The sequence below is a fragment of the Rhizobium sp. 05N430 genome, from assembly GCF_056396985.1.
Genome location: NZ_JBFTMO010000005.1, coordinates 47,610 through 73,755, shown reverse-complemented (window position 1 = coordinate 73,755; position 26,146 = coordinate 47,610). Strand labels below are relative to the sequence as shown.

The 26,146-nt window shown below is 62.8% G+C and carries 25 protein-coding genes; 10 read left to right on the top strand and 15 right to left on the bottom strand.

Annotated elements, in window-relative coordinates; genetic code table 11:
- The first annotated feature begins 40 nt into the window (after positions 1-40).
- Complete coding sequence (locus AC1DJO_RS13035) at positions 41-490, top strand: Lrp/AsnC family transcriptional regulator (protein ID WP_477970950.1); 450 nt, start codon at positions 41-43, stop codon at positions 488-490.
- Here AC1DJO_RS13035 and AC1DJO_RS13030 read toward each other — a convergent pair whose 3' ends face one another.
- Positions 491-1,387, bottom strand: coding sequence for a GNAT family N-acetyltransferase (locus tag AC1DJO_RS13030; RefSeq protein WP_477970948.1), 897 nt, complete (start codon positions 1,385-1,387; stop codon positions 491-493).
- Positions 1,384-1,854: a dUTP diphosphatase gene (dut, locus tag AC1DJO_RS13025; protein ID WP_112514148.1), complete on the bottom strand. Its 471-nt coding sequence runs from the start codon at positions 1,852-1,854 to the stop codon at positions 1,384-1,386. Before dut ends, AC1DJO_RS13030 begins: the two co-directional genes overlap by 4 nt.
- 91 nt (positions 1,855-1,945) lie before the next feature.
- On the opposite strand from dut, the gene AC1DJO_RS13020 reads away from it, so the two are divergent.
- The 4 genes from AC1DJO_RS13020 (at position 1,946) to AC1DJO_RS13005 (ending at position 6,327) form a co-directional block, all read left to right on the top strand.
- Positions 1,946-3,526: a peptide chain release factor 3 gene (locus AC1DJO_RS13020; RefSeq protein WP_477970946.1), complete on the top strand. Its 1,581-nt coding sequence runs from the start codon at positions 1,946-1,948 to the stop codon at positions 3,524-3,526.
- A gap of 87 nt (positions 3,527-3,613) precedes the next feature.
- The gene (locus AC1DJO_RS13015; protein ID WP_477970944.1) at positions 3,614-4,144 is read left to right on the top strand and encodes a transporter suffix domain-containing protein; all 531 of its coding nucleotides are present in this window, start codon (positions 3,614-3,616) and stop codon (positions 4,142-4,144) included.
- A 31-nt stretch (positions 4,145-4,175) separates the two neighbouring features.
- Complete coding sequence (locus AC1DJO_RS13010; RefSeq protein ID WP_477970942.1) at positions 4,176-5,285, top strand: HlyD family secretion protein; 1,110 nt, start codon at positions 4,176-4,178, stop codon at positions 5,283-5,285.
- Positions 5,286-5,340: 55 nt separating this feature from the next.
- Positions 5,341-6,327: a DUF2955 domain-containing protein gene (locus AC1DJO_RS13005; protein WP_477970940.1), complete on the top strand. Its 987-nt coding sequence runs from the start codon at positions 5,341-5,343 to the stop codon at positions 6,325-6,327.
- 10 nt (positions 6,328-6,337) lie between these two features.
- On the opposite strand, the gene betC is transcribed toward AC1DJO_RS13005, so the two are convergent.
- Entirely contained in the window at positions 6,338-7,852 is a 1,515-nt protein-coding gene (betC, locus tag AC1DJO_RS13000; RefSeq protein WP_477970938.1) for a choline-sulfatase, read from the bottom strand.
- Positions 7,853-7,999: 147 nt separating this feature from the next.
- Between betC and AC1DJO_RS12995 the strand changes: the two genes are divergently transcribed.
- Complete coding sequence (locus tag AC1DJO_RS12995) at positions 8,000-8,902, top strand: choline sulfate utilization transcriptional regulator (protein WP_477970936.1); 903 nt, start codon at positions 8,000-8,002, stop codon at positions 8,900-8,902.
- Between the two features lie 3 nt (positions 8,903-8,905).
- On the opposite strand, the gene otsA is transcribed toward AC1DJO_RS12995, so the two are convergent.
- From otsA to AC1DJO_RS12965, 6 genes are all read right to left on the bottom strand, one after another.
- Positions 8,906-10,279 carry an alpha,alpha-trehalose-phosphate synthase (UDP-forming) gene (gene otsA / locus AC1DJO_RS12990; protein ID WP_477970934.1) on the bottom strand — a complete coding sequence of 458 codons (1,374 nt, stop codon included), beginning with the start codon at positions 10,277-10,279 and terminating at the stop codon, positions 8,906-8,908.
- A 44-nt stretch (positions 10,280-10,323) separates the two neighbouring features.
- Entirely contained in the window at positions 10,324-11,121 is a 798-nt protein-coding gene (gene otsB / locus AC1DJO_RS12985; protein WP_477970932.1) for a trehalose-phosphatase, read from the bottom strand.
- 55 nt (positions 11,122-11,176) lie between these two features.
- On the bottom strand, positions 11,177-12,652 hold the full coding sequence (locus AC1DJO_RS12980; protein WP_477971263.1) for a S10 family peptidase: 1,476 nt from the start codon (positions 12,650-12,652) through the stop codon (positions 11,177-11,179).
- A gap of 163 nt (positions 12,653-12,815) precedes the next feature.
- Positions 12,816-14,105 (bottom strand): CynX/NimT family MFS transporter, encoded by a 1,290-nt coding sequence (locus AC1DJO_RS12975; RefSeq protein ID WP_477970930.1) that lies wholly within the window; start codon positions 14,103-14,105, stop codon positions 12,816-12,818.
- Entirely contained in the window at positions 14,102-14,779 is a 678-nt protein-coding gene (locus tag AC1DJO_RS12970; protein ID WP_112538630.1) for a FadR/GntR family transcriptional regulator, read from the bottom strand. Before AC1DJO_RS12970 ends, AC1DJO_RS12975 begins: the two co-directional genes overlap by 4 nt.
- A gap of 359 nt (positions 14,780-15,138) precedes the next feature.
- Positions 15,139-15,312, bottom strand: coding sequence for a hypothetical protein (locus AC1DJO_RS12965; RefSeq protein WP_477970928.1), 174 nt, complete (start codon positions 15,310-15,312; stop codon positions 15,139-15,141).
- Positions 15,313-15,370: 58 nt separating this feature from the next.
- Here AC1DJO_RS12965 and AC1DJO_RS12960 point away from each other — a divergent pair, with 58 nt between their 5' ends.
- On the top strand, positions 15,371-16,180 hold the full coding sequence (locus tag AC1DJO_RS12960; protein WP_477970926.1) for a class II glutamine amidotransferase: 810 nt from the start codon (positions 15,371-15,373) through the stop codon (positions 16,178-16,180).
- Here AC1DJO_RS12960 and coaBC read toward each other — a convergent pair.
- The 3 genes from coaBC to AC1DJO_RS12945 form a co-directional block, all read right to left on the bottom strand.
- Complete coding sequence (coaBC, locus tag AC1DJO_RS12955; RefSeq protein ID WP_477970925.1) at positions 16,167-17,378, bottom strand: bifunctional phosphopantothenoylcysteine decarboxylase/phosphopantothenate--cysteine ligase CoaBC; 1,212 nt, start codon at positions 17,376-17,378, stop codon at positions 16,167-16,169. The two genes, AC1DJO_RS12960 and coaBC, sit on opposite strands and share 14 nt — an antisense overlap.
- A 71-nt stretch (positions 17,379-17,449) precedes the next feature.
- Positions 17,450-18,373 (bottom strand): DMT family transporter, encoded by a 924-nt coding sequence (locus AC1DJO_RS12950; RefSeq protein WP_477970923.1) that lies wholly within the window; start codon positions 18,371-18,373, stop codon positions 17,450-17,452.
- 94 nt (positions 18,374-18,467) lie between these two features.
- A complete protein-coding gene (locus AC1DJO_RS12945) occupies positions 18,468-19,367 on the bottom strand; it encodes a LysR family transcriptional regulator (RefSeq protein ID WP_477970921.1) in 900 nt (299 codons plus the stop codon).
- Positions 19,368-19,488: 121 nt separating this feature from the next.
- On the opposite strand from AC1DJO_RS12945, the gene AC1DJO_RS12940 reads away from it, so the two are divergent.
- Complete coding sequence (locus tag AC1DJO_RS12940; protein WP_477970919.1) at positions 19,489-20,352, top strand: NmrA family NAD(P)-binding protein; 864 nt, start codon at positions 19,489-19,491, stop codon at positions 20,350-20,352.
- Between the two features lie 53 nt (positions 20,353-20,405).
- On the opposite strand, the gene AC1DJO_RS12935 is transcribed toward AC1DJO_RS12940, so the two are convergent.
- Positions 20,406-21,170, bottom strand: a complete 765-nt coding sequence (locus AC1DJO_RS12935; protein ID WP_477970917.1) for an SDR family oxidoreductase — start codon at positions 21,168-21,170, stop codon at positions 20,406-20,408.
- Between the two features lie 115 nt (positions 21,171-21,285).
- On the opposite strand from AC1DJO_RS12935, the gene AC1DJO_RS12930 reads away from it, so the two are divergent.
- A complete protein-coding gene (locus AC1DJO_RS12930; protein ID WP_477970915.1) occupies positions 21,286-22,194 on the top strand; it encodes a LysR family transcriptional regulator in 909 nt (302 codons plus the stop codon).
- 10 nt (positions 22,195-22,204) lie between these two features.
- On the opposite strand, the gene AC1DJO_RS12925 is transcribed toward AC1DJO_RS12930, so the two are convergent.
- Positions 22,205-23,077, bottom strand: a complete 873-nt coding sequence (locus AC1DJO_RS12925) for a LysR family transcriptional regulator (RefSeq protein ID WP_112538399.1) — start codon at positions 23,075-23,077, stop codon at positions 22,205-22,207.
- Between the two features lie 114 nt (positions 23,078-23,191).
- Here AC1DJO_RS12925 and AC1DJO_RS12920 point away from each other — a divergent pair, with 114 nt between their 5' ends.
- Complete coding sequence (locus AC1DJO_RS12920; RefSeq protein ID WP_477970912.1) at positions 23,192-24,430, top strand: MFS transporter; 1,239 nt, start codon at positions 23,192-23,194, stop codon at positions 24,428-24,430.
- Between the two features lie 8 nt (positions 24,431-24,438).
- Here AC1DJO_RS12920 and AC1DJO_RS12915 read toward each other — a convergent pair whose 3' ends face one another.
- Entirely contained in the window at positions 24,439-26,100 is a 1,662-nt protein-coding gene (locus AC1DJO_RS12915) for a urocanate hydratase (RefSeq protein ID WP_477970910.1), read from the bottom strand.
- Between the last annotated feature and the right edge of the window lie 46 nt (positions 26,101-26,146).

Sequence of the window (26,146 nt, the reverse complement as noted above, 5' to 3'; positions counted from 1 at the left end):
GGAAGCGTTCTGCCTAATAATTTTAGGTGAAAGGAGTTTTGTGACTAATTACGACAGAATCGACGAAACGGACCAGAAGCTGCTGGATGCACTCGCCGTCAATGCACGCCTTTCGCTGAAGGAACTCGCCCAAGCCGCCGGCATGTCTTCACCGAGTGCCGCCGAGCGCCTGCGCCGGCTGGAGGAGCGCGGCATCATCAGGGCTTTCACCATCGATATCGATCCGGCGGCACTCGGCTATCCGCTGCAGGCGATCGTCCGCGTCCGCCCGTTGCCGGGGCAGCTGCATATCGTCGAGAAGCTGATCCAGGAAACCCCTGAATTCATCGAATGCGACAAGGTGACGGGCGACGACTGCTTCATCGCCCGCCTCGTCGTGCGCTCGATGGGAGAGCTCGATGGCATCCTCGACAAGATTGCGGAGCGCGCCGAAACCAACACGTCGATGATCAAGTCGTCGCCGGTCAAGCGCCGACTGCCGCCGGTTTGATCAGAAATCCGCCATCGGCGAGAGCATGGCAGGGCCCTGCAGATCGAGGCCGTCCAGTCCGCGGATCATGAAATGCGTCCCGTACGAAGAAGACGGCAGCGGCGCGCCGTTCCAGCCAAGCTTATCGGGCCTGAACAGGATTTCGGCGCGTGAAGGCTTGATGCCGAGCCCGCCAAGAATGGCAGCGAGGGAAGGGATCGAGGACGCGAGCACATCGAGCAGAATAAAGCGCTCGCCATCGAGCTTCCAGGCAATGACCGCATTGAGCTTCTCGATGAACGTCAGCCGCACATCGGGACCGAGTTGCGTATTGATCAGAAACATCGCCGGACTGCTGATGACGGCCAGCGTGTCGGACACCGGCTCCCGCCGCGCCAGCAAATCCTGGAGCAAGGCGAGGTCAGCGGCGACCCGGGGATCGAGCGTCCTTGCGTCAGCGGCGCCATCCGGTTTCGGCGCATCACTCCCGAAGCTGTGCATCGGTAATGTCTGGAAGCCGTAGGGCTCATAGAGCGCCGGCTTGTCCGTATAGAGCACGATCGCCTCGAAGACGTGGTCCGAGCACCAGTCGAGCGCCTTCTTCGTCACATCTCGATAAAGGCCACGACCGCGCCAGGGCGGCCTTACTGCGCCGGATTGCAGGCCGGCTGCATTGATCCGGCGGCCGTTGACGATGATAGGCATGGCGAAGGCCGAGAGATTGGCGGCCAGCGTCCCGTCTTCGGCAAACCAGCCAAACGGCATGCTCGATGGATCAGGACCACCGAGCTCCATCAGGGGGCCGATATCGATGCCGAATGTGTCGTGGAGAAGCGAAACCAGCGCCCGCCAGGCGGCGTGGTCCGCAACGTAATCCTGCCGGAAGGTCAGACCTGTTGTGTCAGGCGCTGCGCTCATACGCCGGTGGAGCCGAAACCACCGGCGCCGCGTGCGGTTGTGCTCGTCTCGGTGATCTCGGCAACGCGCACCTGGGTGACCGGCGCAATGACCATCTGGGCGATCCGCATGCCGCGGCTGATCTCGAAAGGCTCCTCGCCGAGATTGATCAGCAGTACCTTCACCTCGCCGCGGTAATCGCTGTCGATGGTGCCTGGTGTGTTGAGGCAGGTGATGCCGTTCTTGAAGGCGAGGCCGGAGCGCGGGCGGATCTGCGCCTCGAAACCCTCGGGCACCTCGAAGATGAAGCCCGTCGGAACGAGGGCACGCTTGCCCGGCGCCAGCACCAGCGGTGCGCCGTTATCGACAGCGGCGCGCAGGTCCATCCCGGCAGCCCCTGAGGTTTCGTAGGAGGGCAGGTCCAGCCCTTCGCCATTGGCGAGGCGGACGAGATTGAGCTTCGGGCGGAGGTCGTTTTGAATGTCCATGCGGGCATTAGTTTGCGTCCGGCCGCCGAAGGTCAATTGCAATGCCCGGCCTAAATCGCTAGATAGCCCGCAATTCCACAGGATTCACATGATGGCCGAAACACTCGCCGAGGCGGTCTCCCGCCGCCGCACATTCGCTATTATCGCGCACCCGGACGCGGGCAAGACGACGCTGACCGAAAAACTGCTGCTATTCGGCGGCGCCATTCAGCTCGCCGGCGAAGTCAAGGCGAAGAAGGACCGCATCCAGACGCGTTCCGACTGGATGAAAATCGAGCGCGAGCGCGGCATTTCGGTCGTCACTTCGGTGATGACCTTCGAATATGCCGACAAGGTCTTCAACATTCTCGATACGCCCGGTCACGAAGACTTCGCCGACGATACCTACCGCACCCTTACGGCGGTGGATGCCGCCATCATGGTCATCGATGCCGCCAAGGGCATTGAGCCACGGACGCTGAAGCTCTTCGAAGTCTGCCGCATGCGCGACATCCCGATCATCACCTTCATCAACAAGATGGACCGTGAAAGCCGCGATGTCTTCGAAATTCTCGATGAGGTCGAGGAAAAGCTGGCACTGGATACCGCCCCGGTCACTTGGCCGATCGGCCGCTCGAAGAGCTTCTGCGGCACTTACCACCTCGCCGCAAACCGGGCGCGCGGATCGGACAAGGAAGATGCGATCGTGGTCAATGGCCCGCAGGCCGTGGCCGATCGCCTTCCGGAAAACGAACGCGCGGCTTTCATCGACGAGGTCGACCTCGCCAAGGAGGCGTGCCGCCCCTTTGATCGCCAGGCATTTCTAGAAGGCCATATGACGCCGGTCTTTTTCGGTTCGGCGCTGCGCAATCTGGGTGTGCGCGATCTGATCAACGCGCTTGCCGATTTTGCGCCGCCGCCGCGTGACCAGGTGGCCGATATACGTACCGTTCATGCCAACGAAGACAAGATGACCGCCTTCGTCTTCAAGATCCAGGCGAACATGGACCCGAACCACCGCGACCGCATCGCCTTCGCCCGCATCTGCTCCGGCAAGCTGGAACGCGGCATGAAGGCGCGTCTCGCCCGCACCGGCAAACAGCTCGGCCTCACCGCGCCGCAGTTCTTCTTCGCCTCGCAGCGCCAGCTGGCCGATACCGCCTATGCCGGCGATGTCGTCGGCATTCCGAACCACGGCACGCTGCGCATCGGCGACACGCTGACCGAGGGCGAACCGCTGGTCTTTCAGGGCGTACCGAACTTCTCGCCGGAAATCCTCCGCCGCGTTCGTCTCGAGGATGCGATGAAGGCGAAGAAATTGAAGGAAGCCCTGCAGCAGATGGCCGAAGAGGGCGTCGTGCAGCTGTTTTCGCCCGAGGATGGCTCGCCTGCGATCGTCGGCGTCGTCGGCGCTCTGCAGCTCGACGTTTTGAAGGAGCGCCTGCAGCAGGAATATGGCTTGCCGGTTTCCTTCGAAATGTCGCGCTTCTCGGTCTGCCGCTGGGTCTCGTCGGAGCAGGCCGCCGATCTTGACAAGTTCCTGACCGTCAAGCGCGGCGATATCGCCCGCGATCTCGATGGCGATCCGGTTTTCCTGGCGCAGGACAGCTTTTCGCTGCGTTACGAAGCCGAGCGTTTCCCGGCAATCAAGATGGATGCCATCAAGGAATATCACGTCGCCAAGGCGGCGTGATCTCGCCGAAATGCTGGGATGACTGCGCAATCATACTAATGTACATTAGATATTCGTAAATCGTTCATCCATGGGGGGCTGGCGAACGTGAGCACGAATATCGAGCTGGAGAATGTGCCTGCGAGTGGCGGCTGGCGTTTCAAATGTGGCATGGCGCTCTTTGCGCTGATGTTGCTGCTGGTCGTTGCAATCCCGGTTCTGGCGATGTCCGGAATGCCGCCTGCGCGCGTCGCGGCGCTGACGGGCGCCATCTTCGTCGGCAACAAGATCATCCTTGTCGTAATGATCGCCGTGATGGGCAAGGCCGGCTTCCAGGAATTGAAGCGGACGCTCGGCGGCTATCTGCCATCGCTGAAAGACGAGATCGTCAGTCCAGTGCGCCATGTTATTGGCCTCGTGATGTTCTGCCTGCCGCTCGTTTCCGCGCTGTTCGAACCCTATGTCGATAACATCTGGCCGGATTTTCGCCCGAACCGCTGGGAATTTCAGCTGCTCGGCGATCTCATGCTGATTGCCAGTATCTTCGTTCTCGGCGGCAATTTCTGGGGCAAGATCCGCGCCCTGTTTGTCCGGACCGCCCGCGCGGTAAACACCGCTGAAAACGTCCAGGCCAGCTGATCATTCTCGCAGAGATTTCGGGAGGGGGCGAATGGATCAGCAGGACAACAGAGCTGTGCAGGACGTTGCCGCGCCGGTGAGTGCGCGAAACCCGTTGCGCCGGGCCGCGATTTGCGTCCTCGTGTTTCTTGTCCTCGCCTTCGCGGTTTCCGTTTTCATGGAGCGCCGGACGCCAATAACGGCGCAGGCGACGGTCAACGCCTATGTGGTCGGCATCGCGCCTGAAGTTTCCGGCCGGGTGGTGGATGTAGCGGTTTCCGACAACAGCCCGGTCACCAAGGGTCAGATGCTGTTTCGCATCGATCCGCAGCAATACGAACTGGCGCTGGCGCAAGCAGAGGCGCAGCTCGCCAAGGTCGGCCAGTCGATCGGCGCCTCCATCGCCGCGCTCGATGGCGCCCAGGCGAAAGTCGTCGAAGCGCGCGCCGTACGCGACAACGCGCTGGAACAGGCCAACCGTTCGGAGGCCTTGCTGAAACGCGGGGTGATCGCGCAGACACGGGCGGACCAGGCGCGGACCACGCTTCAGCAGGCGCAGGCGGGAGCAGCTGCGGCTGATGCAGAACTTGCGAGTGCCGAGAAAGAGCTCGGACCGGCCGGCCAGGATAACCCGCAGCTACAGGACGCTCTTGCAGCGCTGGAGCGGGCCAGGCTCGATCTGCTCCGCACTACCGTGCTCGCGCCCGCCGATGGCGTCGTCACCAATCTTCAGCTGTCCGTCGGTGGCTTTGTCAACACCGGACAGAGCGCCGTCACCTTCATCGATGCAGGCACGATCTGGATAGCGGCCAACTTCAAGGAGAACAGCCTCGAGAACGTCGCAAGCGGCAACAAGGCGGAAATCCTGTTCGATGCGCTGCCCGGAAAGCTGTTTCCTGCTCATGTCGAAAGCGTCGGTTTCGGTGTCGCTCAGGGCAATGTCGATCCGAATACGGGCCTGCCGAAAGTATCGGATCAGAGCGGCTGGATCCGCACGCCGCAAAGCTTCCCCGTGCGGCTCATTCTCGATGGCGAGCGGCCGAAGGGTATTCGCTACGGCGCTCAGGCGAATGTGGTGATTTATACCGGAGACAATCCGGTGACCAACGCGCTGGGCGCATTGTGGATGCGCATCATCTCGGTTCTGACCTATGTCAGCTGACGCCGTATCGGGTCATCGCTGGTGGCATTCGCCTGAGGCTTCGCAAGGTCTTCGCGTGGCATTCGCCGCCACGCTCTCGTTTATCTGGTCCATTGCCGTTGGAGACGTTATCCCGTTTCTCGGCGCGCTCTTCGCCGTCCAGTTCTTGCTGACGGATCGCACGCCGATGCCATTCGGCAAGGCACTCGGCATGGCGTTGATTGTGACGCTCACAGGGCTCGGCTTGCAAATGTTCCTGGCGGTCACCGCCGATCATCCGCCGGTGATCCTCACCTTCCTTGGCGCGGTCTATTTCCTTTGCTTTCTCGCGCAGGCAACGGGAAGGGCGGGCGCGCTTCCGTTCATGATCCTCGTCGTGGCCGTCATGCTGCCGCTTCTGACGTTGCTGCACTACGACCTCGGCAGTTCGGTTCTCGCGCTGCTGGTGGGGGGCATCGTCGAGGGTATCGTTTGGGGCTGGGCAGCGCACGCCGCCTTTCCCCACCGCGGACTGACTGGCGGCGGTCAGCCGCCCGCTATTCATCACCAGAGACCGATACCCCGGGCGCTGGCAAGCGGAGCGATATTGCTGGGCGCTGTCGCCATCTGCCTGACAAATGATCGCTTCGCCACAGCGCTGGTCATACCGATTACCGTAGCGTCGATGCTGATGCAGCTGGATGTCCTTGCGGGCGCAAGAGCGGCCTTCGGCCTAATCCTTGTCAACATATTCGGTGGCGCTGCGGCGAGTGTGGTCTTTGGTTTCGTCACACTGCGGCACTCGCTGTTTTTTATGTTCCTCAGCATTCTCGCGGTAAGTCTGATACTCGCTGGCCGTGCGGTGTTGCCGCGGCCTTCCGCCAAGGTGTTTGCAGGTGCATTGACGATATTCCTCGTGGTGCTGGGATCGGGAATATCGCCGCTGCCCGGTACGGCGGCGGAAACATTCGCCACGCGCATCGGCTATATCATTCTCGCGACGCTCTACAGTCTGTTCATGGCCGCCTTGCTTTGGCCGGCCGAACGCCGGGTGGCCGCGGCTCTGCCGAAGGCACTGCAATAGGCCGGAAGAATCACTCTCCGCGCGGATACCTCTGGCTCTCTTCAAGAATGTTGAGGTCCATGTGGTTGCGCATGTAGCGCTCCGATGCCTTCTGCAGCGGCTGATAGTCCCAAGGGTAATAGGCGCCGTTGCGCAGTGCTTCATAGACCACCCAGCGGCGGGCCTGGCTTTCACGCACGGCTGCGTCGAAGGTTTCAAGATTCCAGCGGGCATCGGCTTGCGCCTTCAGAGACGCCAGGACTTCAGCATAGTCAGGGTTCTCAGCGAGATTGTTCAGCTCGTGTGGATCGGCGTCAAGATCGTACAGCATCGCCGGATCCTTGACGCAAAGCGAAAGCTTGAAGCGGCCGTCGCGGATGCCGACAAGCGGGGCAATCGACCCTTCCGCAGCATACTCCATTGGTACCGGGCTGCGGCCGCCAGTTCCAGTTGCCAGCGGCGCCAGATCCACGCCGTCGGTCCATTTCTTCAGCGACGAGATGTCGAGGCCGGCGAGACCAGCGAGCGTCGGTGTGACGTCGAGCGTCGAAACCGGGCGATCGATCTTGGCCGGGGTCCAGCCGGGCGCCGCGATCATCAACGGCACGCGGGCAGAGCCATCAAAGAAGCACATCTTGAACCACAGGCCGCGGTCGCCCAGCATGTCGCCATGGTCCGATACGAAGAGGATGATGGTGTTGTCTGCCATCCGGCTGCGATCAAGCACGCCGAGGATCTCGCCGATCTTCTCGTCGACATAGGAGATATTGGCGAAGTAACCCTGCCGTGCGCGGCGGATCTGCTCGGGCGTGATATCGAACGCCTTGTAGTCGCAGGCTTCGAGCAGGCGCTGCGAATGCGGATCGAGTTCCTCGAAAGGCAGAGGCGCAACGGCCGGGTTGAGCGCCGGGCAATCCTCGTAGAGATCCCAGAACTTGCGCCGGGCGACATAGGGGTCGTGCGGATGCGTGAAGCTGACGGTCAGGCACCAGGGCCGGTCGTCCTGGCGGCGTGACAGGTCGTAAAGCTTGCGGGTCGCGTTGTAGGCGACCTCGTCATCGTATTCCATCTGGTTGGTGATTTCGGCGACGCCCGCGCCGGTGACCGAGCCGAGATTGTGATACCACCAGTCGATGCGTTCGCCGGGCTTGGTATAGTCGGGCGTCCAGCCGAAGTCCGCCGGATAGATATCGGTCGTCAGCCGTTCCTCGAAACCGTGAAGCTGGTCCGGGCCGACGAAATGCATCTTGCCGGATAGCGCAGTCTGGTAACCGGCGGCCCGCAGGTGATGGGCGTAAGTCGGAATATCGGAGGCGAATTCGGCGGCGTTGTCATAGACGCGCGTCCGGCTCGGCAGCTGGCCGGACATGAAGGAGGCGCGCGCCGGGGCGCAGAGCGGGCTCGCCGTATAAGTATTGGCGAAGCGTACCGAGCGCTGGGCCAGCGCCTTCAGATGCGGCGCATGCAGGAAATCGGCAGGGCCATCTGGAAACAGCGTGCCGTTGAACTGGTCGACCATGAGGATGAGAATATTCGGGCGCGCCATGCTGTCATGTCCTAATGATGTGGAGCAGGGTCAAGCGCGGTCTTCGAAGGCCGTTGCGCTCCGCCTGCTATTCGAGCATTTTATTCAACAACGGCTCACGACCCTTGTGAAGCTGAAATTTTTCGATGCTTGCCAAAAGGATTTTTTATGGCTGAGCGGCCGGTGGATCTCGGATGGCTTCGCATTCTCGCGGAGATCGGTAGGCTCGGTAATCTGTCGTCGGCGGCTCGCGCCCTCGGGCTGACGCAGCCGGCCGTCAGCTACCAGATCCGCCGCCTCGAAGAGCAGATGAAAGTCAGCCTGCTGCAGCGGCGTCATCGTGGCGTCGAATTGACGGCTGAGGGCCGCAGGCTCTTCGATGTCGCCGCCCGCACCGTGGGAGACGTGGACGCGCTTGCGCGCAGTTTTCGCAACGAGGCGGAGCGATCGACGGTGCGGTTGCGCACCGATTATGCCTTCTCGTCGCTCTGGCTGATTCCGCGCATGCATGGCTTCCGCCAGCTCTACCCCGGCATGGATATCCAGATCGTCGCCACCCAATTCGTCGAACAGGGCGCACCGGACGCAAGCGACGCCGCGATCGTCTTCGGAAGCCGGCGCGAGCTTGGCGGGCATGGCATCTTGCTGCTGCCGGAAAAAGTCGTGCCGGTCTGCTCGCCGGGTTTTGCCGAGCGGCACGGTCCGCTCGGGACGCCGGAGTGCCTCTCCGCTGCGCGCCTTCTGCATCTGGATACCCGCGGGACGCCGCCCTGGTTCGACTGGACGAGCTATCTTGACGAGTTCGCCATCAGCCGCAATGCCGCTGCCGCGCCCGGCGAGATCAGCTTCAACACCTATTCGCTGGTGGTGCAGGCCGCTGTCGGCGAACAGGGTGTTGCGATCGGCTGGATGGGGCTGGTCGATTCGCTGCTGGCATCCGGCATCCTTGTCGCGGCCGGCCCGATGGTCGAGGCCTCGGACCGCGGTTACTGGCTGGTGCCGCCGAAAGAGATGACGGAGGAGACCGGCAGGCTTATCGCGTGGCTGCAATCCGAAGTCGCGACCGCGTGAAACCTAAGGCGCCAGATCCGTCAAAAAATCCCTGCACCATCGAGACACGTCGAATTCGAGGAGCTGATCCATCATCAATTTCCAGCGTTCCTGCCGCTCTTCCAGCGGCATGCTGAGTGCGCGCGCCAGCGCGTTGGCTGTGCCCTCGATGTCATAGGGGTTGACCAGCAGCGCGCCTTTCAGCTGGCGGGCAGCGCCGGCAAAGCGGGAAAGCACCAGAACACCGGGATCCTCCGGATCCTGCGCCGCCACATATTCCTTGGCGACGAGATTCATGCCGTCGCGCAGCGGCGTCACCAGACCGGCTTTGCCGAGCCGATAGAGGCCGGCGAGAATGGGGCGTCCGACCGAACGGTTGATGTAGCGGATCGGCACCCAATCGACGGAGCCGAGAGCGCCGTTCACCCGCCCGGCCTGCTCGGCGACCGTCCGCTGCATCGCCTCGTATTCCGGCACCTCGGAGCGCGATTTCGGCGTGATCTGAAGATAGGTCACGTGGCCCTGCTGGGCCGGGTTTGTCAGGATGAAATGCTCGAAAGCGTCGATGCGCTGCGTCAGTCCCTTGGAATAGTCGAGGCGATCGACGCCGATGATCAGGCTGCGGCCCTCGATGCTTTCGCGTGCTTTCCTGACCATGCTGTGGGTTGCCGATTTGCGAGCGAATTCGGCAAAGGCTGCCGTCTCGATGCCGATCGAATAGGCGCCGCCCTTGAAGGTCCGCCCATGCGAACTGAAGCGGCCATCGCCCAGCTCGTCGCCAATGCCTTCGCGGCGCAGGCAGCCCGCAAAATTCTCGAGGTCATGGTCGGTCTGGAAGCCGACGAGATCGTAATGCGAAAGGCCGCGCATGATTTCTTCGTGGACAGGCATGGTGAACAGCACATCCGCCGGCGGCCAGGGGATGTGAAGGAAGAAGCCGATCTTGTTTTTTAACCCCATCTGCCGCAGCTCGGCTGCCAGCGGAATCAGATGATAGTCATGCACCCAGATGACGTCATCGGGCTTGATCAGCGGCGCAAGCCGGTGGGCGAAGAAGCGGTTGACGCGAAAATAGCCCGCCATCTCCTTGCGGCCGTACTCCGCGAGGTCCAGCCTGTAGTGACAGATTGGCCAGAGCACGCGGTTGGCGAAGCCGTGGTAATATTCCTCGACATCGGTATCGGTGAGATCGGTCAGCGCGTAGGTGATATTGCCCTGCTGGATTTCCTTCAGCTTTTCCGGCTCCTGCGCGCCGCTGGAATTCCCCGACCAGCCCATCCAGATGCCGCCGCGCTCTTCGAGCGCTGCCTTAAGGGCAACCGCAAGCCCACCGGCGGGCGCAATGCCGCCCTTCTCGGGAACGGGGACGCGATTGGAAACGACGACGAGACGGCTCATGAAAGGGTCCTTTTCTCAGGAAATGTCTTAGATGCTGAAATGGTTCACGCCGCCAGCCGGGCGATGACATCGCGCACGGCATCAGCGGAGGGGAAGGAGGCCGTCGCCTCGCTGGCGGGAGAAAGCGGGCCGACGCGGATCGACAAGCCACCAAGCCGGTTGACGGCACGGAACATCGCCTCGTCGGTCACGTCGTCGCCGATAGCGATGGCGCGCCGTCCTTCGAAGGGCGGCTGCGCAAGAAAGGCTTCGACGGCATGTCCCTTGTCGGCGCTGGAGGGACGGATTTCGATCACCATCTTGCCATGCTGGATGTGCCAGCCGGGCCCGGCACGGTCGAGCGCCTGCTGCATCAGCGGCTCCAGATCGATTTCCCGCTCCGGCGCCTGACGGTAATGCGCGGCGACCGCCGCACCCTTGTCCTCGATAAGGATGCCCGGCCAGCCGGCCGTCTGGGCGGCGAGATCAGCCTTCACGGCGTCGAAGGCCGCGGTTGCCGCGGCGGTCGTGAGCGTTCCATCGGCATCGCGGCGTTCGGCACCGTGCAACCCGGCAATCGGAAAGCTGAGCGGTGCAAATAGGCGGTCCGCGTAGGCAAGGCCGCGGCCCGTGACCAGCGCCAGCGCGCCGCCAAGTTTTTGCGAGAGAGCGTCGAGCTGGCGCGGGAGACCGGTGGGGACTTCGATGCCGTCAGGCGTATCTGCGAGATCGAGCAAGGTGCCGTCGATATCGAGAAAGAGCGCCCATTCGTGCGGCGCTCCGGCGAGTGCGGCATGCATGGACTCCTCGCCTGAAGCCGCATCCGGCTCCGCGATAACAAGCGGCTGCTTTTGGTAGGACATGGGGTCTATCTAGGTCAGTGCTGCACTGCGGCAACCCTCATGCGCCAACCGGAGCCTAGTCCGCGGGCTGCGCTGTGCCGCTCTGCGCGTAGAATGCCTTCGCATCGGCCGTAAAGGCAGCCCGCTGTTCGGCATTCGTGTAGAACATGTGGCCGCCGCGATAGACATCCAGCTTGACGCGGTCTTTAACGAGACTTTGCGGCAAGTGATCGACGACATAGCGGCTGACGCCATAGGGCGTGACAAGATCGCTGTAGCCATGCGCGATCAGCAGATGGAAGGACGGGTTTGACGCCAGCAACTGGCGTATATCGCCGGTTATACTGGCCTGCAGCCGCGATCCGCCGCCGCGTCCGCCCCATTCCCATTGACGGCTGATATCGCTGTCGAGCAGCGAATAGGTCATCTCCGTCTTGAAGCCGAGTTCGTTGCGGGCATAGCCGGAAAACGCACCGCCATAGGCGCGGGTGAACCCGTCGAGGATGGCGTCGTCACCGCGGTCATAGTCGGATTCCGGATAGGGATCGGGAGATGCGAAAGCCGCATCATAGGGGCTCATCACCTCACCGGCGGGTTTGCCGGAATGCTTGGCATAGGCGTCACCCAGAAAGCCGCGGTTGCGGGTGACGACATCCTCCGGGATGCCGGTTATCGCCGATATCTTGCCGTAAAAGGCCTTTGCCGTGTCGCCGGTTGGCTCCGGACCGGCAAGCGTCGTCAGATAATCGCCGAGCGCGAATTTTTCCGCCTCGCGCTGCGCATCCTCCGAAAAGGCGCCGCGGCGGTCCATGTCGGCGGCTGCGAGCGAGGGGAGCTCCAGAGCGGCACCCAACGCGAACTCGTCGGCATTGAACATCAACTGCGCCTCGATGAGCGGGGAGAGCATGACGGCGCCCGAAACGATGATGCCCTGGTTCTGCTGCAAGGCTCCCGCGACCCGTGCGGCGCGGAAACCGCCATAACTTTCGCCGAGCAGATATTTCGGCGAATTAGAGCGGTTGTTGTGGGCAACGTAAAGCGCGATCGCCTTGGCGATGCTCTGCGCGTCCGAGCCTACGTTGTAATAATCCTTGGCATCGTCGGCCTTCGCCGTCCGGCTCCAGCCGGTGCCGATCGGATCGATCAGCACAAGATCGGTAAAGTCGAGCCAGCTCTGCGGATTGTCGGTGAGCCTGGCATTGGCGCCGTCGCGCGCCTGCGGCCCAAAATCGAGGATGCGCGGGCCGACGAGGCCGAGATGGAGAAAGGCGGACGCTGCCCCGGGTCCACCGTTGAACGCAAAGGTGATTGGGCGATTTGTACCCGCATTCTTGGCGATATAGGCCGTATAGAAGATCGCGCCCGTCTGGTTGCCGTCCTGGCCGAAGAGATCGAGTGTTCCCGCGGTTGCCGTATAGTCTAGCTTGCGGCCGCCGATCGTCGCTTCGTGCTCGGTCACAGCATCGCCGGGCAACAGCTTCAGCACGCCGGGGCGTTCCTGGGACAATGCCGGTGCGGCGGCAAGGGATGCGGCGAGCGCGATCGTCAGCATGAGAGAGCGAAGCGGCAAATGATCTCCTCCGGCGGATTGGTCCAGCCCGGAGCTAACCTACCATTGCCTGCCGCGGAGGCTCATCAAGACATGGTGATCCCAGGGTGAGCGCAGCTCATCCCTCAGGTGAGCGCAGCTGATCCGCCAAGTAGCAAAGGTCTGCCTAAGGCGTCTCGATCGTCCTTGCGTTGACATGCAGCGCCCGCCCGGCGTTCCAGCCGTTGATCGCAGCACCGAGGCCAAGGATGACGAACAGCACCGCGCACCAGGCGAAGCTGCCCGTCCAGCTGCGGATCATGCCGACGACAAGCGGGCCGATGGCGGCAAGCAGGTAGCCTACGCATTGCGCCATGCCGGAAAGATGGGCCGCGACATGGGAATCGCGCGAGCGAAGCACGATGGCGGTCATCGCTACGGCTATCAGCCCGCCCTGGCCGATGCCCTGCAGCGCCGCCCAGAACCAGACGGTCCAGAGAGGCGCAAACAGCAGGCCGAGCAGCGCAACGACGGCGATGATGCAGAGCGAAGCGTTGATGACGCGCTGATCCTTACCGCGCACGGCAATCTGCGGCGCAACCAGACATGCCGCGGCCTGAACCATGACCGACATGGAAACGATCGCTCCGGCGGTCACGCCGTCGAGGCCGCGTTCGCGGAGAATCGGCACCAGCCAGCCGAAGACGCAGTAGGCAAGAGCCGATTGCAGCCCCATGAAAAGCGTCACCTGCCAGGCGAGCCTGTCGCGCCAGAGACCTTCGACACGGAAGCCGCTGCGCTTGGCGGTGTTCTTGGTGCGCAGCACCTRTGGAAGCCAGATCAGTCCAACGGCAAGCGCCGGAGCGGCCCAGATGGCAAGCGCACCGGAAAGGGAGCCGCCCAGCATATGCTCGGCCGGCAGCGTCAGCCCGGCGGCGCTGGCTGCACCCGCGCAGAGCGCCATGGTGTAGCAACCTGTCATCAGCGCGGCACGGTCCGCAAAGTCGCGCTTCACCAGTCCCGGCAGCAGCACGTTGCCGACGGCGATGCAGCCACCGGCAAGGGCAGTTCCCAGAAACAGCAGCGGTATCGAGTTCAGCCCGCGCATCGCCGTTCCAAGCGCCAGCAGGAAGATGACGCCGAGAAGTGTCCGCTCCGAGCCGATGCGCTGGGCAAGCCGTGGTGCGAGTGGCGAAAAGGCGCCGAGGCAGACGACCGGCAGGGTGGTGAGCAGGCTGGCGCCGAGTGCCGAAAGACCGAGGCCGGAGCGGATTTCGGGAAGCAGCGCCGAAGCGCTGGAAAAGACCGGCCGGAGATTGAAGGCAATCAGCACCAGACTCACGCCAAGCAATATGCGGGCTGTTGCGGAAAGTTTCGCAGGTGGCTGAACCGGCGGCACGCTGTCTGCTTCGGCATCGATCAGTTGCTCGCCGGACGCATCGAAAGCATGCGCGGCATCGGCGTGAGGGGTATTCATGAAAGCAGCATCCGGTCCAGTGCGGCGATGACGGGGGCCATGAAACGGCGAACCGCCGCATCCGCCCGTTCGGGATCGCCTGTTTCGATGGCATCGACGATATCGGCATGCGCCTGCATATCCGGCTCCGGCACGTCCTGGCCGAGCGTCGCCTCGATGGTCTCGGCGATCGATGCGGAGAAGAAATCGTATATTTCGATCATCGCGCGGTTTTGCGATGCGGCGATAACCGCCTGATGAAAAGCCAGATCGCGCCTGATGAAGGCAGCCTTGTCGCCGCCCTCGTAGTTGCCGCGCTTTTCGAGCAGCGCCCGCAATCCGGCGATAATCTCTGGCGTCTGCCTGAGGCTCGCCAGACGCGCAGCCTCGACATCCAGCGCGCAACGCGCCTCGAACTGGTCGCGCAGGCTTGAGCGTCTCGCCATGGTGAGCGGCCGGCTGGCGTCGGCTGTCGACAGCACGTAGGTGCCGGACCCCTGTCTCGTCTCAAGATATCCCTGTGACGCCAGGACGCGGACCGCCTCGCGCACGGTCCCGCGGCTCACGGACAGCATGCTGCAGAGGGCAGCCTCGTTCGGCAGCTTTTCGCCCACGGCCCAGCGCTTGGCGACGATTTCGCTGCGGATCGCTTCGATTGCTGTATCGGCGAGATTGGTCTTGCTCAGAGGCTGCATCGGCATACTCATAAAGTCATCAGATGACTTTATGAGTATGCCCGGTGGCTGATGAGGTCAAATGGATTCTGCCGGACGTGAAAAAGGGCCGCTTTCGCGACCCTTTCCATGAGTTTGGCCTTGAACTGGCCGGACCGTCAAAGCGATCCTAGGAAGGTAGGCTTTAGAGCGAGGGCTGCCCCGCTTTCGTCACCACTTCCATGCCTGCTACAAAGACCGAAATCTCATTAGACATTGGATCACCTTCCTTTCATTTCGTTGAACACACCTTGAAGGTAGGCCGATTCGCCGTCGATGCAAGAAAAAATCGGCAGCCCGGCCGAAGTGGTGAGATGGCGCGGGTTTTTCCCCGCTACGTCTCAAAGGTGTTTTCCAAGAATAATCAGCGTGATGCCACCACGCTTATTGGTCTCACCGTTCACGCTGAAATGCTGGCGGCTACGCAATGTGATCGCCGGCCTTGCCAACAATCCGTCACAAATGCTTGCCAGCTCTACAACCCTTAAGTTTTTATTCACCACGTCGCCCGACAATCGGGCCTCGTGTTTTCGGGCATTCCTGCTGCAGAGACGGCGGGCTGGAGCAAAGAGCATGTGTCGTTGGGCAGCCTATCGCGGAGACCCCCTCTATCTGGAGGAGCTGGTGTCGTCGCCTGCCCATTCGCTGATCGAACAATCGCATTGCGCCACCCGCGCCAAGACCGCCACCAACGGCGATGGCTTCGGCATTGCCTGGTATGGCGATCGCTCGGAGCCGGGGCGCTACCGCGATATTCTTCCGGCCTGGGCCGATTGCAATCTGAAGAGCCTGGCGCGCCAGATCCGCTCACCGCTGTTCCTCGCCCATGTGCGCGCCGCGACCGGCGGCGGTACGCGCCGCGACAATTGCCACCCTTTCACCCACGAAAACTGGTCGTTCATGCACAATGGCCAGATTGGTGGCTTCGAGCGGCTGCGCCGGCCGATGGAAGCGATGCTCGATGACGAACTCTTCCACGCCAGAAGCGGCACGACGGATTCGGAGCTGATGTTTCTGCTCGCCATGCAGTTCGGCCTCCGTCAGGCGCCGGTCGCCGCCATGTCGGAGATGGTGAGCTTTGTCGAAGGACTGGCCGAAAACATTCTCGGTGACGCCCATCTCCGCTTCACCGCCGCCTTTTCCGATGGCGCATCGCTCTACGGCATCCGCTATGCGACGGACCGCAAGGCGCCAACCCTTTACGCATCGCCGATGCGCATGGGTCATTGCCTGGTATCCGAGCCGCTGAACGACGACGTCGATGCCTGGATGGAAATACCGGATGGCAGCGCCGTCACCGTCAACGAGGCTGGAATCACGATTACACCATTCCAGCCCGAACGGCGGGTGGAAATAGCAGCAAGCCTGGCTATCCCTGCCTGAGCCGTTCGGCGATCAGGGCAGCAAGCTTTTCCGCCACATCTTCTTTCGCCATATCAGGCCATTGGTCGATGCCTGCGCGGCTGATGAGCTTCACACTATTACGCGTCCCGCCCATGATGCCGGTCGCCGGAGACACGTCGTTGGCGACGATCATGTCGGCACCCTTGCGCTCCAGTTTGGTCTTGGCATTGCTCTCGACATCCTGCGTTTCGGCTGCAAAACCGACGACGATCTTCGGCCGCATCGTATGATGGCCGACGGTTTTCAGGATGTCCGGGTTCTCGGTCAGCGCCAGCGTCGGGATGGATTCGCCGGGATGCTTCTTGATCTTCTGGTCGGCGGCCGAGGCCACCCGCCAGTCGGCAACGGCGGCTACCATCACAGCGATATCGGCAGGCAGCGCTGCCAGCACGGCGTCGCGCATCTCTTCGGCCCGCTCGACATGGATGGTCTTCACGCCAGAAGGGTCTGGGATCGTCACCGGTCCCGAAACCAGCGTCACATCGGCGCCGAGTTTGGCAAGTGCGGCCGCGATCGCATGCCCCTGGCGCCCGGATGAGCGGTTGGCGATGTAACGGACCGGGTCGATCGGCTCGTGGGTCGGGCCTGACGTGACCACAGCCTTTCGTCCGGCAAGCGGCTTCGGTCCGCCGTCCAGAAGCGCCTCGGCTGCGGCGACGATTTCCAGCGGCTCCGCCATTCGGCCGACACCGGCCTCGCGGCTCTCGGCCATCTCGCCGGCCATCGGCCCGATCATGCGGATGCCGTCGGCAATAAGGGTCGCGACGTTGCGCCGGGTGGCCGGATGCGCCCACATCCTCGGGTTCATCGCAGGCGCGGCAAGCACCGGCTTGTCGGTCGCAAGCAACACGGTCGAGGCAAGATCGTCGGCCAGCCCATTCGCCATCTTCGCCAGCAGATCGGCGGTCGCCGGCGCGATCAGCACCAGATCGCAATCGCGCGCCAGGCGGATATGTCCGACGTCCTGTTCGTCCTGCCGGGAAAAGAGATCGGTGAAGACATGATCGGCAGCAAGCGCGCCGACGGCAAGCGGCGTCACGAATTCCTGCGCGCCTGATGTCATGACCGGGCGCACCGATGCGCCGCGTTCACGCAGCCTGCGGATCAGGTCGAGGCTCTTATAGGCCGCGATGCCACCCGAGATGATAAGCAGGATGCGTTTGCCGCTGAGAGCCATGGCCTTTACCCGTCGTCCTATTGGTCGAACGAGCCTAAGCCTTTGGCGAATAACATGCAATGCGCGGCTGGTTAGTGGGCCTGCCGCTTGCGGGAGGGCGTGAAGATGGCAATCGCCAAGCCGACGCCGGCAAGCTGCAGGATCGAGCCGCCCGCTTCGGCAATCGTCGGCAGCCGCTGCTCGAACAGGAAGCCGAAGATCAGGCCGAATACGGTTTCCGCCACGATCAGCTGCGCGGCAAGCGCCAGCGGCAGCCGCTTGGAGGCGATCATCCAGAGCAGGGTTGCAAGCCAGGCGCCGGCCAGCCCCATGATCAGCGACCAGAGGATGAAGCGCAGAAGTTCCGCTCCGGTGAAGACGATATCGGTCCCGATCGAGGTAAAGGGAATGAGCACCAGGCAGCCGATCCCGGCGCCGATGCCCTGCAAGCCCGTCCATTGCAGGATATCGGGCGCATCGGGCGATTGCATCGCTGCCGTGCTTGCCAGCCCGTAAATCACCCAGAGCGTCAGGCCAATCAGCGCCGATCCGATGCCGAGCCAGATCGCGCTCTGGTCGCCCGAAGGCGTTGCCGCGAAGATCGAGACATTGACCCAGCCGATGCCGATCGCGATCAGGATCAGCGGCAGCGCCAGCAGCTTCCAGGCAACCGAGCGGTCGCGCAGGTTGGCGATGATGGCGAGCAACACCGGCATGGTGCCGATAACGAGCGGCGGAATGGCCGCCCCCGCAAGCCGCACCGCATAGGCGACGCTGACGAAATAGCCGACATAGCCGATGCCGCCGAGCAATAGGGCGGTGATCGCCATGCGCGGCCTGATATTCTTCGGCCGGAACCGCGGGCTGACCATCAGCACGATGCTGGCCAGCGCAAATAGTCCGTAGCGCGTGACCGTCAAATCCATGGTCGTGAACGGCGCGATGGCGCGGGGCACGACGAAGGTCAGTCCCCACAACGCACAGGTGGCGAGGCCGCAAAGAATACCGAGAAGCATGGGGCACCGGAGGCGCGAAGGCCGGAAGATGAAATGGATTTCAGCATCGTTGATAGGCCTGGCCGCACCCGGAAACAAGTCTCACCCGCGACATCTAGCGGGCGATTTCGGCGCAGAAGTCGATGAAGGCCCGGACCTTGGCCGGCACATGATGCCGCGAGGGGTAGAAGCAGTGCAGCGGAAAGGTTTCGCCCGGCCAATCCGGGTAGAGATCGACCAATTGCCCGCTGTCGAGATAGGGCTTCATGCCGAGCGAAAACACCTGGGCAATGCCGATGCCGGCGAGACATGTGGCAAGCGTCGTCCCGGCATCGTTGACGAGGATCCGCCCGCGCGTGGCGATCGGCACCACTTCCTCGCCGCGCCGCAATTCCCATTCGAAGGGCTTTCCGGTCAGCGGATCCTGATACTGGATGCAGGTGTGGTCGGCGAGATCGGACGGAAGTCTGGGGCGTCCATAGCGTTCGAGATAGGCGGGGGCCGTGACCGTGATGACCCGTGTGCGAAACAGCTGCCGGGAAATCAGCGCGCTTCTGGCCGGGATCTCTCCGAAGCGCACCGCCACATCCATGCCATCGGCCACCAGGTCGCCGATCTCGTTGCGGGTGATGATTTCGAGCTGGAGATCAGGATAGCGATCAAGAAAGGTGCCAAGCTCCGGTGCCAGGATCAGCCTGGAGAAATAGGGATCGGCGTTGACACGAAGGCGCCCGCGCACCGTCTGTGCGGTGCCAGCGGCATAACTGGCCGCTTCTTCGATGCCGCCGAGCAGGGGTACGACTTGTTCGTAGAAGCGCGAGCCGTCATCGGTCAATCTGAGCGACCGCGTCGTCCTGTCGAGGAGCCGGACGCCGATCCGCCCCTCCAGCCGCGATACGGCACGGCTGACCCCCGATGCGGTCAAACCGAGTGCCTCGGCGGCACGCGCAAAACTGCCGCTTTCGACCACCGCCGCCAGCACGCTGACACCATTCAGCAGTCGTCCGTCCAACATCATCTAACCCGTGATTTTCTGTCATGAATAATATGACAAAATCGCAATTCAGTCAAAAATGAATTGCGTGCATCTTCCGCGCATCGCGGCAGCCTGTTGCTGCCGGAAAAGGAGCGTGACGATGTTTGCAGTAACTGGAGTGACGGGTCAGGTCGGCGCGGTGGTGGCCGGGCGATTGCTGGCTGAAGGCCATGCCGTGCGCGCCGTGACGCGCAATGCGGAAAAGGGAAAGACGTGGCGGGATCGCGGCGCTGAAATCGCGATCGCCGAGATGACGGATGCGGACGCGCTCGCCAAGGCTTTCGAGGGTGCCGAAGGCGTCTTCGTGCTGCTGCCGCCTGCCTTCAATCCGGCGCCGGGCTTTCCGCAGGCGCGCGCCATCATTGAGGCGGTGAAGGCAGCGGTGATTGCGGCAAGCCCGAGGAAGATCGTTTGCCTCTCCACCATCGGCGCTCAGGCGCAGCAGGAAAATCTTCTGACCCAGCTCGGTATTGCCGAGCAGGTCTTTTCCGCGCTGCCGGTGCCGGTCGCGTTCCTGCGGGCCGCCTGGTTCATGGAGAATTCCGCTTGGGATATCGCTTCAGCGCGGGAAAGCGGCGTCTTGCCGAGCTTCCTTCAGCCGCTCGACAAGCCGGTGCCGATGGTCGCGGTTCGCGATGTCGGCGCGACCGCCGCCGAAATGCTGCAGGAAACCTGGACGGGGAGCCGCATCGTCGAGCTGGAAGGTCCCTGCCGCATCACGCCGTTACAGATGGCGGAAGCTCTTTCGCTAGCACTCGGCCGGCAGGTCCATGCTGAGGCGGTTGCAAGGGAAAGCTGGAATGAACTGTTCCTTTCGCAGGGCATGCAGAACCCCGGCCCGCGTATGCGCATGCTCGATGGTTTCAACGAAGGCTGGATCGAGTTCGAAGCCGGCGCGAGCGCTTCGCGAAAGGCAAAGACGGATTTCGAAACGGCGATCCGCACGCTGATCGAAACCCGCTGACGCGAGAGGCCGCGGTGCTCTCGTGCCGCGGCCTTGCTTCGATGTTGAAAGGCTTACGTGCGGGTGATCGATGCGCCGCCATCGACCAGCGATGCCGTGCCGCTGACGAAGCTCGAGTCGTCGGAGGCGAGGTAGAGCACCGATTGGGCAATCTCTTCCGGCTTGGCGACGCGCTTCAGCGCATGCAGGTTGGTGATGAAGCCCTGCTTGTCTTCGGTGTCGTTCATCTCGCGATACATGTCAGTGTCGACGCCACCGGGCAGCACGGCATTGACGCGCACATTCTCCGCCCCGAATTCGGCGGCAAGCGTCTGTGTCAGGCCGATCAGGCCGGATTTGCTGGCTGCATAGCCGGCAACGCCGGGGAAGGAGAAGCTGTAGCCGACGAATGTCGAGGTGAAGATCACCGAGCCGCCGCCAGTCTTGACCATGGCGCCGATCTGGTGCTTGGCGGCAAGGAAGGAGGCGACGAGGTTGATCGTCAGCGCTTCGGTAAAGCCTGCTTCGGAAACCTCGGTGCTCGGGCCGGCTTCGCCGAGGATGCCGGCATTGTTGAAGGCGATGTCGAGCTTGCCGTAATTGCCGACGGCAGCGTCAACGAGTGCCTTGTGGTAATCCTCCGAGCGTACGTCGCCCGCAACCGCGATGGCAGTGCCACCGGCCTCCTTGATTTCGGCAACGAGGCTATCGAGCTCCGCCTGACGGCGGGCGCCGACCACGACCTTGGCGCCTTCGGCGGCAAACAGTTTGGCCGTCGAACGTCCGATACCCGAGCTTGCGCCGGTTACGATTGCAACTTTGTTGTTCAGGCGGTTCATAATTCCATCTCCTATTTGCGGGGCGTTGTGCCCCTTCGATGATTGGAAGATGGCATTTTCTATTTGTTCGGATTAGTCTGCAAATGGTGGAACTCGATTTCGGAAATACCGAACAATGATCAAGATTGAGGGAATTGCGGCTTTCGTCGCCGTGGTCGAGGCAGGTTCGGTGAGCGAAGCGGCACGTAGGCTCCGCCTGTCGAAATCCGTCGTCAGCGAACGCCTTGCGGAACTTGAGAAAACGCTGGGCGGCCTGCTTCTCCATCGCACCACCCGCAAGCTGACGCTGACGGAGGATGGGACTGCCTTTCTGGAGCGCGCGCTGCGCATCGTCCACGAGGTCGAGGAGGCGTCGGCCAGCATGGCGGAGCGCCGCGGCACGCTCGCCGGTCCGCTGCGGATTGCCGCCCCCGTCACTTTCGGGCGCATGCATCTTGGGCCTGCCCTCTATCCGTTTCTCGCCGAACATCCGGAGATCGCCCTGACGCTCGATATTGACGATCGCCGCGTCGATGCGGCATCGGAGGGCTACGACGCCATCATTCGCAACGGCCCCATCGCTGACTCGCGTCTTGTCGCCTGGAAGCTCGCTCCGAGCCGCCGCATGCTTGTCGCCTCGCCGGACTATCTTGCCAAGGCGGGCATCCCGCGCACTCTGGCTAGTCTTCAGGAGCACAGGGGACTATTCTACACCAATCGCGGTGTTGCCGACTGGCGCTTCCAGACCGCAGAGGGTATGGCTGTGGTGCGCGCTCAACTGGCGATGGGCATGAACAATGGCGACATGCTGCGCGATGCAGCGATCGCAGGTCTCGGGATTGCGCTTCTGCCGGCCTTCATCGCCGGACCGGCCATTCGCGAGGGTGCGCTTGCCGAGATCGACATCGGCAGCACGCCAGAACCGGAATTCATCTACATGGCCCATCCCGAAGGCCGCAATCCTTCTGCCAAGCTGCGCGCCATTGCCGATCACCTGAAGAAGGTTTTCGGCGATCCGCCCTATTGGGATCGGCCCGCATCCTGAAGCTGGAGATCTAGAGCAGGCTCATCAGGTTTTCTGTGACCGGCGAGCGCTGAGTCTTGAGTACTGCAAGCGCCAGCCGGGCAACGGCCGGCGGTCCCTCGATCGGCCGGTACGCGACGCCGTCGAGCCTGATCTGCGCTATCGATTCCGGAACGATGGACACGCCGAGTTCCGCGGCCACCAGATTGACGACCGATGAGATTTGCGGCGCTTCCTGCGCCACTTCAAGTTCGAAGCCCGCTTTCCGGCAGGCGAGCACAACGTCGTCGAACAGGCTGAGCCCCACAAGCCGCGGAAAGAGGATGAACGGCTCGTTGGCGAGCAGCGAGAGCGGCAGTGCGGCGCGCTTTGCCAGCGGATGACTTGCCGGAAGTGCGATAACCATCGGTTCGTCGGCAAGCCGCTTCAGCCGGACACCGGGCGGATCATCTAGGCTCGGGCGCATGAAAGTCGCGTCGAGTTCGCCGCGGTGCAGTTTCTCCATCAGCGCCAGCGTGTTCATCTCGGTCAATGACAGCCGTACCCCAGGCCATTGTGCCTGGAAGCGCCGGATCGTCGCGCTGACCACGGTGTTGAATGCCGAGGACGCGGTGAAGCCTAGTGCCAGCCGCCCAGTCTCGCCGCGGTTCGCCCGTTGCGCTGCAAGCTTGGCTTTCTCGGCGGCGGCGAGCGATGCTTTCGCCTCACCGAGAAAGGCTTCACCGGCCGCCGTCAGTTCCGCCCCGTGCGGCACTCGATGAAAAAGCGCAGCCCCCACTTCCGCCTCCAGATCGCGGATCTGCTGGCTGAGCGGAGGCTGGCCGATGCCGAGCTTGGCTGCGGCGCGGGTGAAATTGCGCTCCTCGGCAACGGCCAGGAAATAACGGATATGCCGGAGCTCCATCTGTGCTATCTCCGAAAGCTATCGAGAATGGTTGTTCCATATATTGGACAAATTGCGCACTGCTGGCTAGATCAAAGGCGAAAGGCGCCTGATATGCCAAAGACAGCAGCAAGAATGAGCGACATTTCTCCGGTTGAGGCGCAGGCGATGGCGCCTGCAAGGGATTATCTGACCCGCGGCACCGCGTCCTACCGGCGGGCGAGTCTTGCCTTGTTCCTGTCAGGCTTCTCGACCTTCTCGCTGCTTTATTGCGTCCAGCCGCTGCTTCCCGTCTTCGCCTCCGAGTTCGCCGTCAGCCCGGCGGAGAGCTCTCTGGCGCTGTCGCTTTCGACAGGATTTCTGGCAATCGCCATCGTCTGCGCCGCCGCCGTTTCCGAAGGTCTCGGCCGCCGCAGCCTGATGGCGATTTCGCTCATCGGTGCCGCGTTCCTGACGATCGCCGCCGCTTTCTCTCCGGATTGGCACTTGCTGCTGGTGCTGCGGGCCATGCAGGGCTTCGTTCTCGGCGGCGTGCCCGCTGTGGCAATGGCCTATCTCGCCGAAGAGATCGATCCGAAGGGGCTCGGCGCCACCATGGGCCTCTATGTCGGAGGAACCGCCTTCGGCGGCATGTCTGGCCGGGTGCTGACGGGAATTTTCGCCGAATATCTGAGCTGGCGCCTGGCGATGGCGCTGATGGGTGCGATCGGGCTGGCCGCAGCGATCGGTTTTATCCTGCTGCTCCCTGCGTCGCGCAATTTCATCCGCCGCGCGGGCTTCGACCCACGCTTTCATCTCCAGGCATGGATCGGCCACCTCCGCAATCCGGCACTTCCCTTCGTCTTCGCGATCGCCTTCCTGGCGATGGGCTCCTTCGTGACGATCTACAATTACACCGGCTTCCGGCTCGTCGCGCCGCCCTATGCGCTGACGCAGACCGAGCTTGGCCTGATCTTCACAGTCTACATGTTCGGCATCGGCGCCTCATCGATCGGCGGCATCCTCGGCGATCGTTTCGGCCATTTCGCCGTGCTGCTCGCCGGCCTTGCCGTCACCGCAGCCGGAAGCGCACTGACGCTCTCGGCCTCGCTGCCTTTCATCATCCTCGGCATCATCGTGCTGACCAGCGGCTTCTTCATGAGCCACTCGATCGCCAGCGGCCTGGTCGGCAAGCTGGCAAAGGGTACCAAGGGCCACGCGTCCTCGCTCTACATGCTCGCCTACTACGTCGGCTCCAGCGTCATGGGCTCGGCGGGAGGCTGGTTCTTCTCGGCTGAAGGATGGTCGGCGGTCGTCTTCTTCACGCTCGCCATGCTCGCCTGCGCTTTTGCCGCTGCCTATGCGGCAAGGCGGCTTTCGAGCGTTCAGAGTTAGGCGAAATCTCAACCAAGCCGGATATACGGCACGTCCTTCTTGGCAACCTCGTCAAGCGCATCCTCGTATCCGGCGTCCGCGTAGCGCATGACGCCGAGCGCGGTGTCGTTGGTCAGCGCGTGGTCGAGGCGCTCGTCGGCGTCATCGGTGCCGTCGGCAACGACGGTGACGCCACAGCTCGTCATGTAGCCGGCATAGCCGCCGCCGCCGGAATGGACGACGACAAGATCGGCCATCGACGAGCAGAGCATCATGGCGTCGATCAGAGGCCAGTCGGCGATCGCGTCGGAGCCGTCCTTCATCCGCTCGGTCATGATATTCGGATGTGCCATGGCGCCGGCATCCAGGTGGTCGCGGGAGAAGGCGACAGGCCCCTTCAATTCGCCACTGGCGACCAGCTGGTTGACCCTCCGCGCCAGCGCCGTGCGCTCGCCATGGCCAAGCCAGGCGATACGGGCGGGAAGGCCTTCGAAGGGCACATGTTCGCGCGCCAGCCGGATCCAGTTGGTGATGATCTTGTTGTCAGGAAACATCTCGAGCAGCAGATCGTCGATGCGGGCGATATCGCTCTCCTCACCCGACAGCGCCATCCAGCGGAAGGGACCGATGGCGCGGGCAAACAGCGGGCGCAGATAGGCCTCGGTGAAGATCGGAATGTCAAAGGCGTTCTGAACGCCGCCTTCCTTGGCCTGGGTGCGGATCAGGTTGCCGTTGTCGAAAACTTCGGAGCCCTTCCTCTGGAATTCCAGCATGGCCGTGACGTGCTGCACGATCGAGGCGCGGCTGGCCGCCATCAGTTGCCCCTGACCGTCGTCGCGCAATTCTTTCACCTGCGCGATGCTCATGCCCTTTGGCACGTAGCCATAGACGAGGTCGTGCGCCGAGGTCTGGTCGGTGACGACGTCGGGCACGATGCCGCGCCGGGCAATCTCCGGGTAGACTTCGGCCGCGTTGCCGACGAGGCCGACGGAAAGCGCGCGCTTTTCCTTCACTGCGTCATCGATCATCTGGAGAGCCGTATCGAGGTCAGGCGCGATTTCCTGCAGATAGCCGATCTCCTGGCGCTTTTTCGCCCTGTCGGCATCGATATCGACGCAGAGGATCGCGGCACCCGCCATGCGTCCGGCGAGCGGCTGCGCGCCGCCCATCCCGCCGAGGCCCGCCGTCAGCACGAAGCGGCCCGAGAGATCGCCGCCGAAACGGCGCTCGGCGATGCGCATGAAGATCTCGTAGGTGCCCTGGATAACGCCCTGGCTGCCGATATATTGCCAGGCGCCCGCCGTCAGCCCGCCCCAGCAGATCAGCCCCTTGCGCTGCAGTTCATAGAAAACCTCGGCTTTTGCCCATTGGCCGACAATGTTGCAGTTCGCCATGATCACCAGCGGTGCCTTGGCGTGTGTCTTCACCAGGCCGATCGGCTTGCCGGATTGGATCAGCAGCGTCTGGTCCTCGTCCATCTCGGTCAGCGCCTTGACGATGCCCTTGTGGGCCGCCCAGTTGCGTGCCGCTTTGCCGAGGGCCGCGTAGACGATGAGATTTTCCGGGTCTTCGCCGACCGAGAGCACGTTTTCGAGAAGCCGCAGCAATGCCTCCTGCCGCCAGCCCTTGGCGCGCAGCTCCGGCCCGCCGGGGATAGGAAATTTCGGGTGGCGTGGATTCTGCTTCGGCATCGTAATGTTCCTCGTAATATGGTTCCCGCTTCTCCCCGCTGGGGAG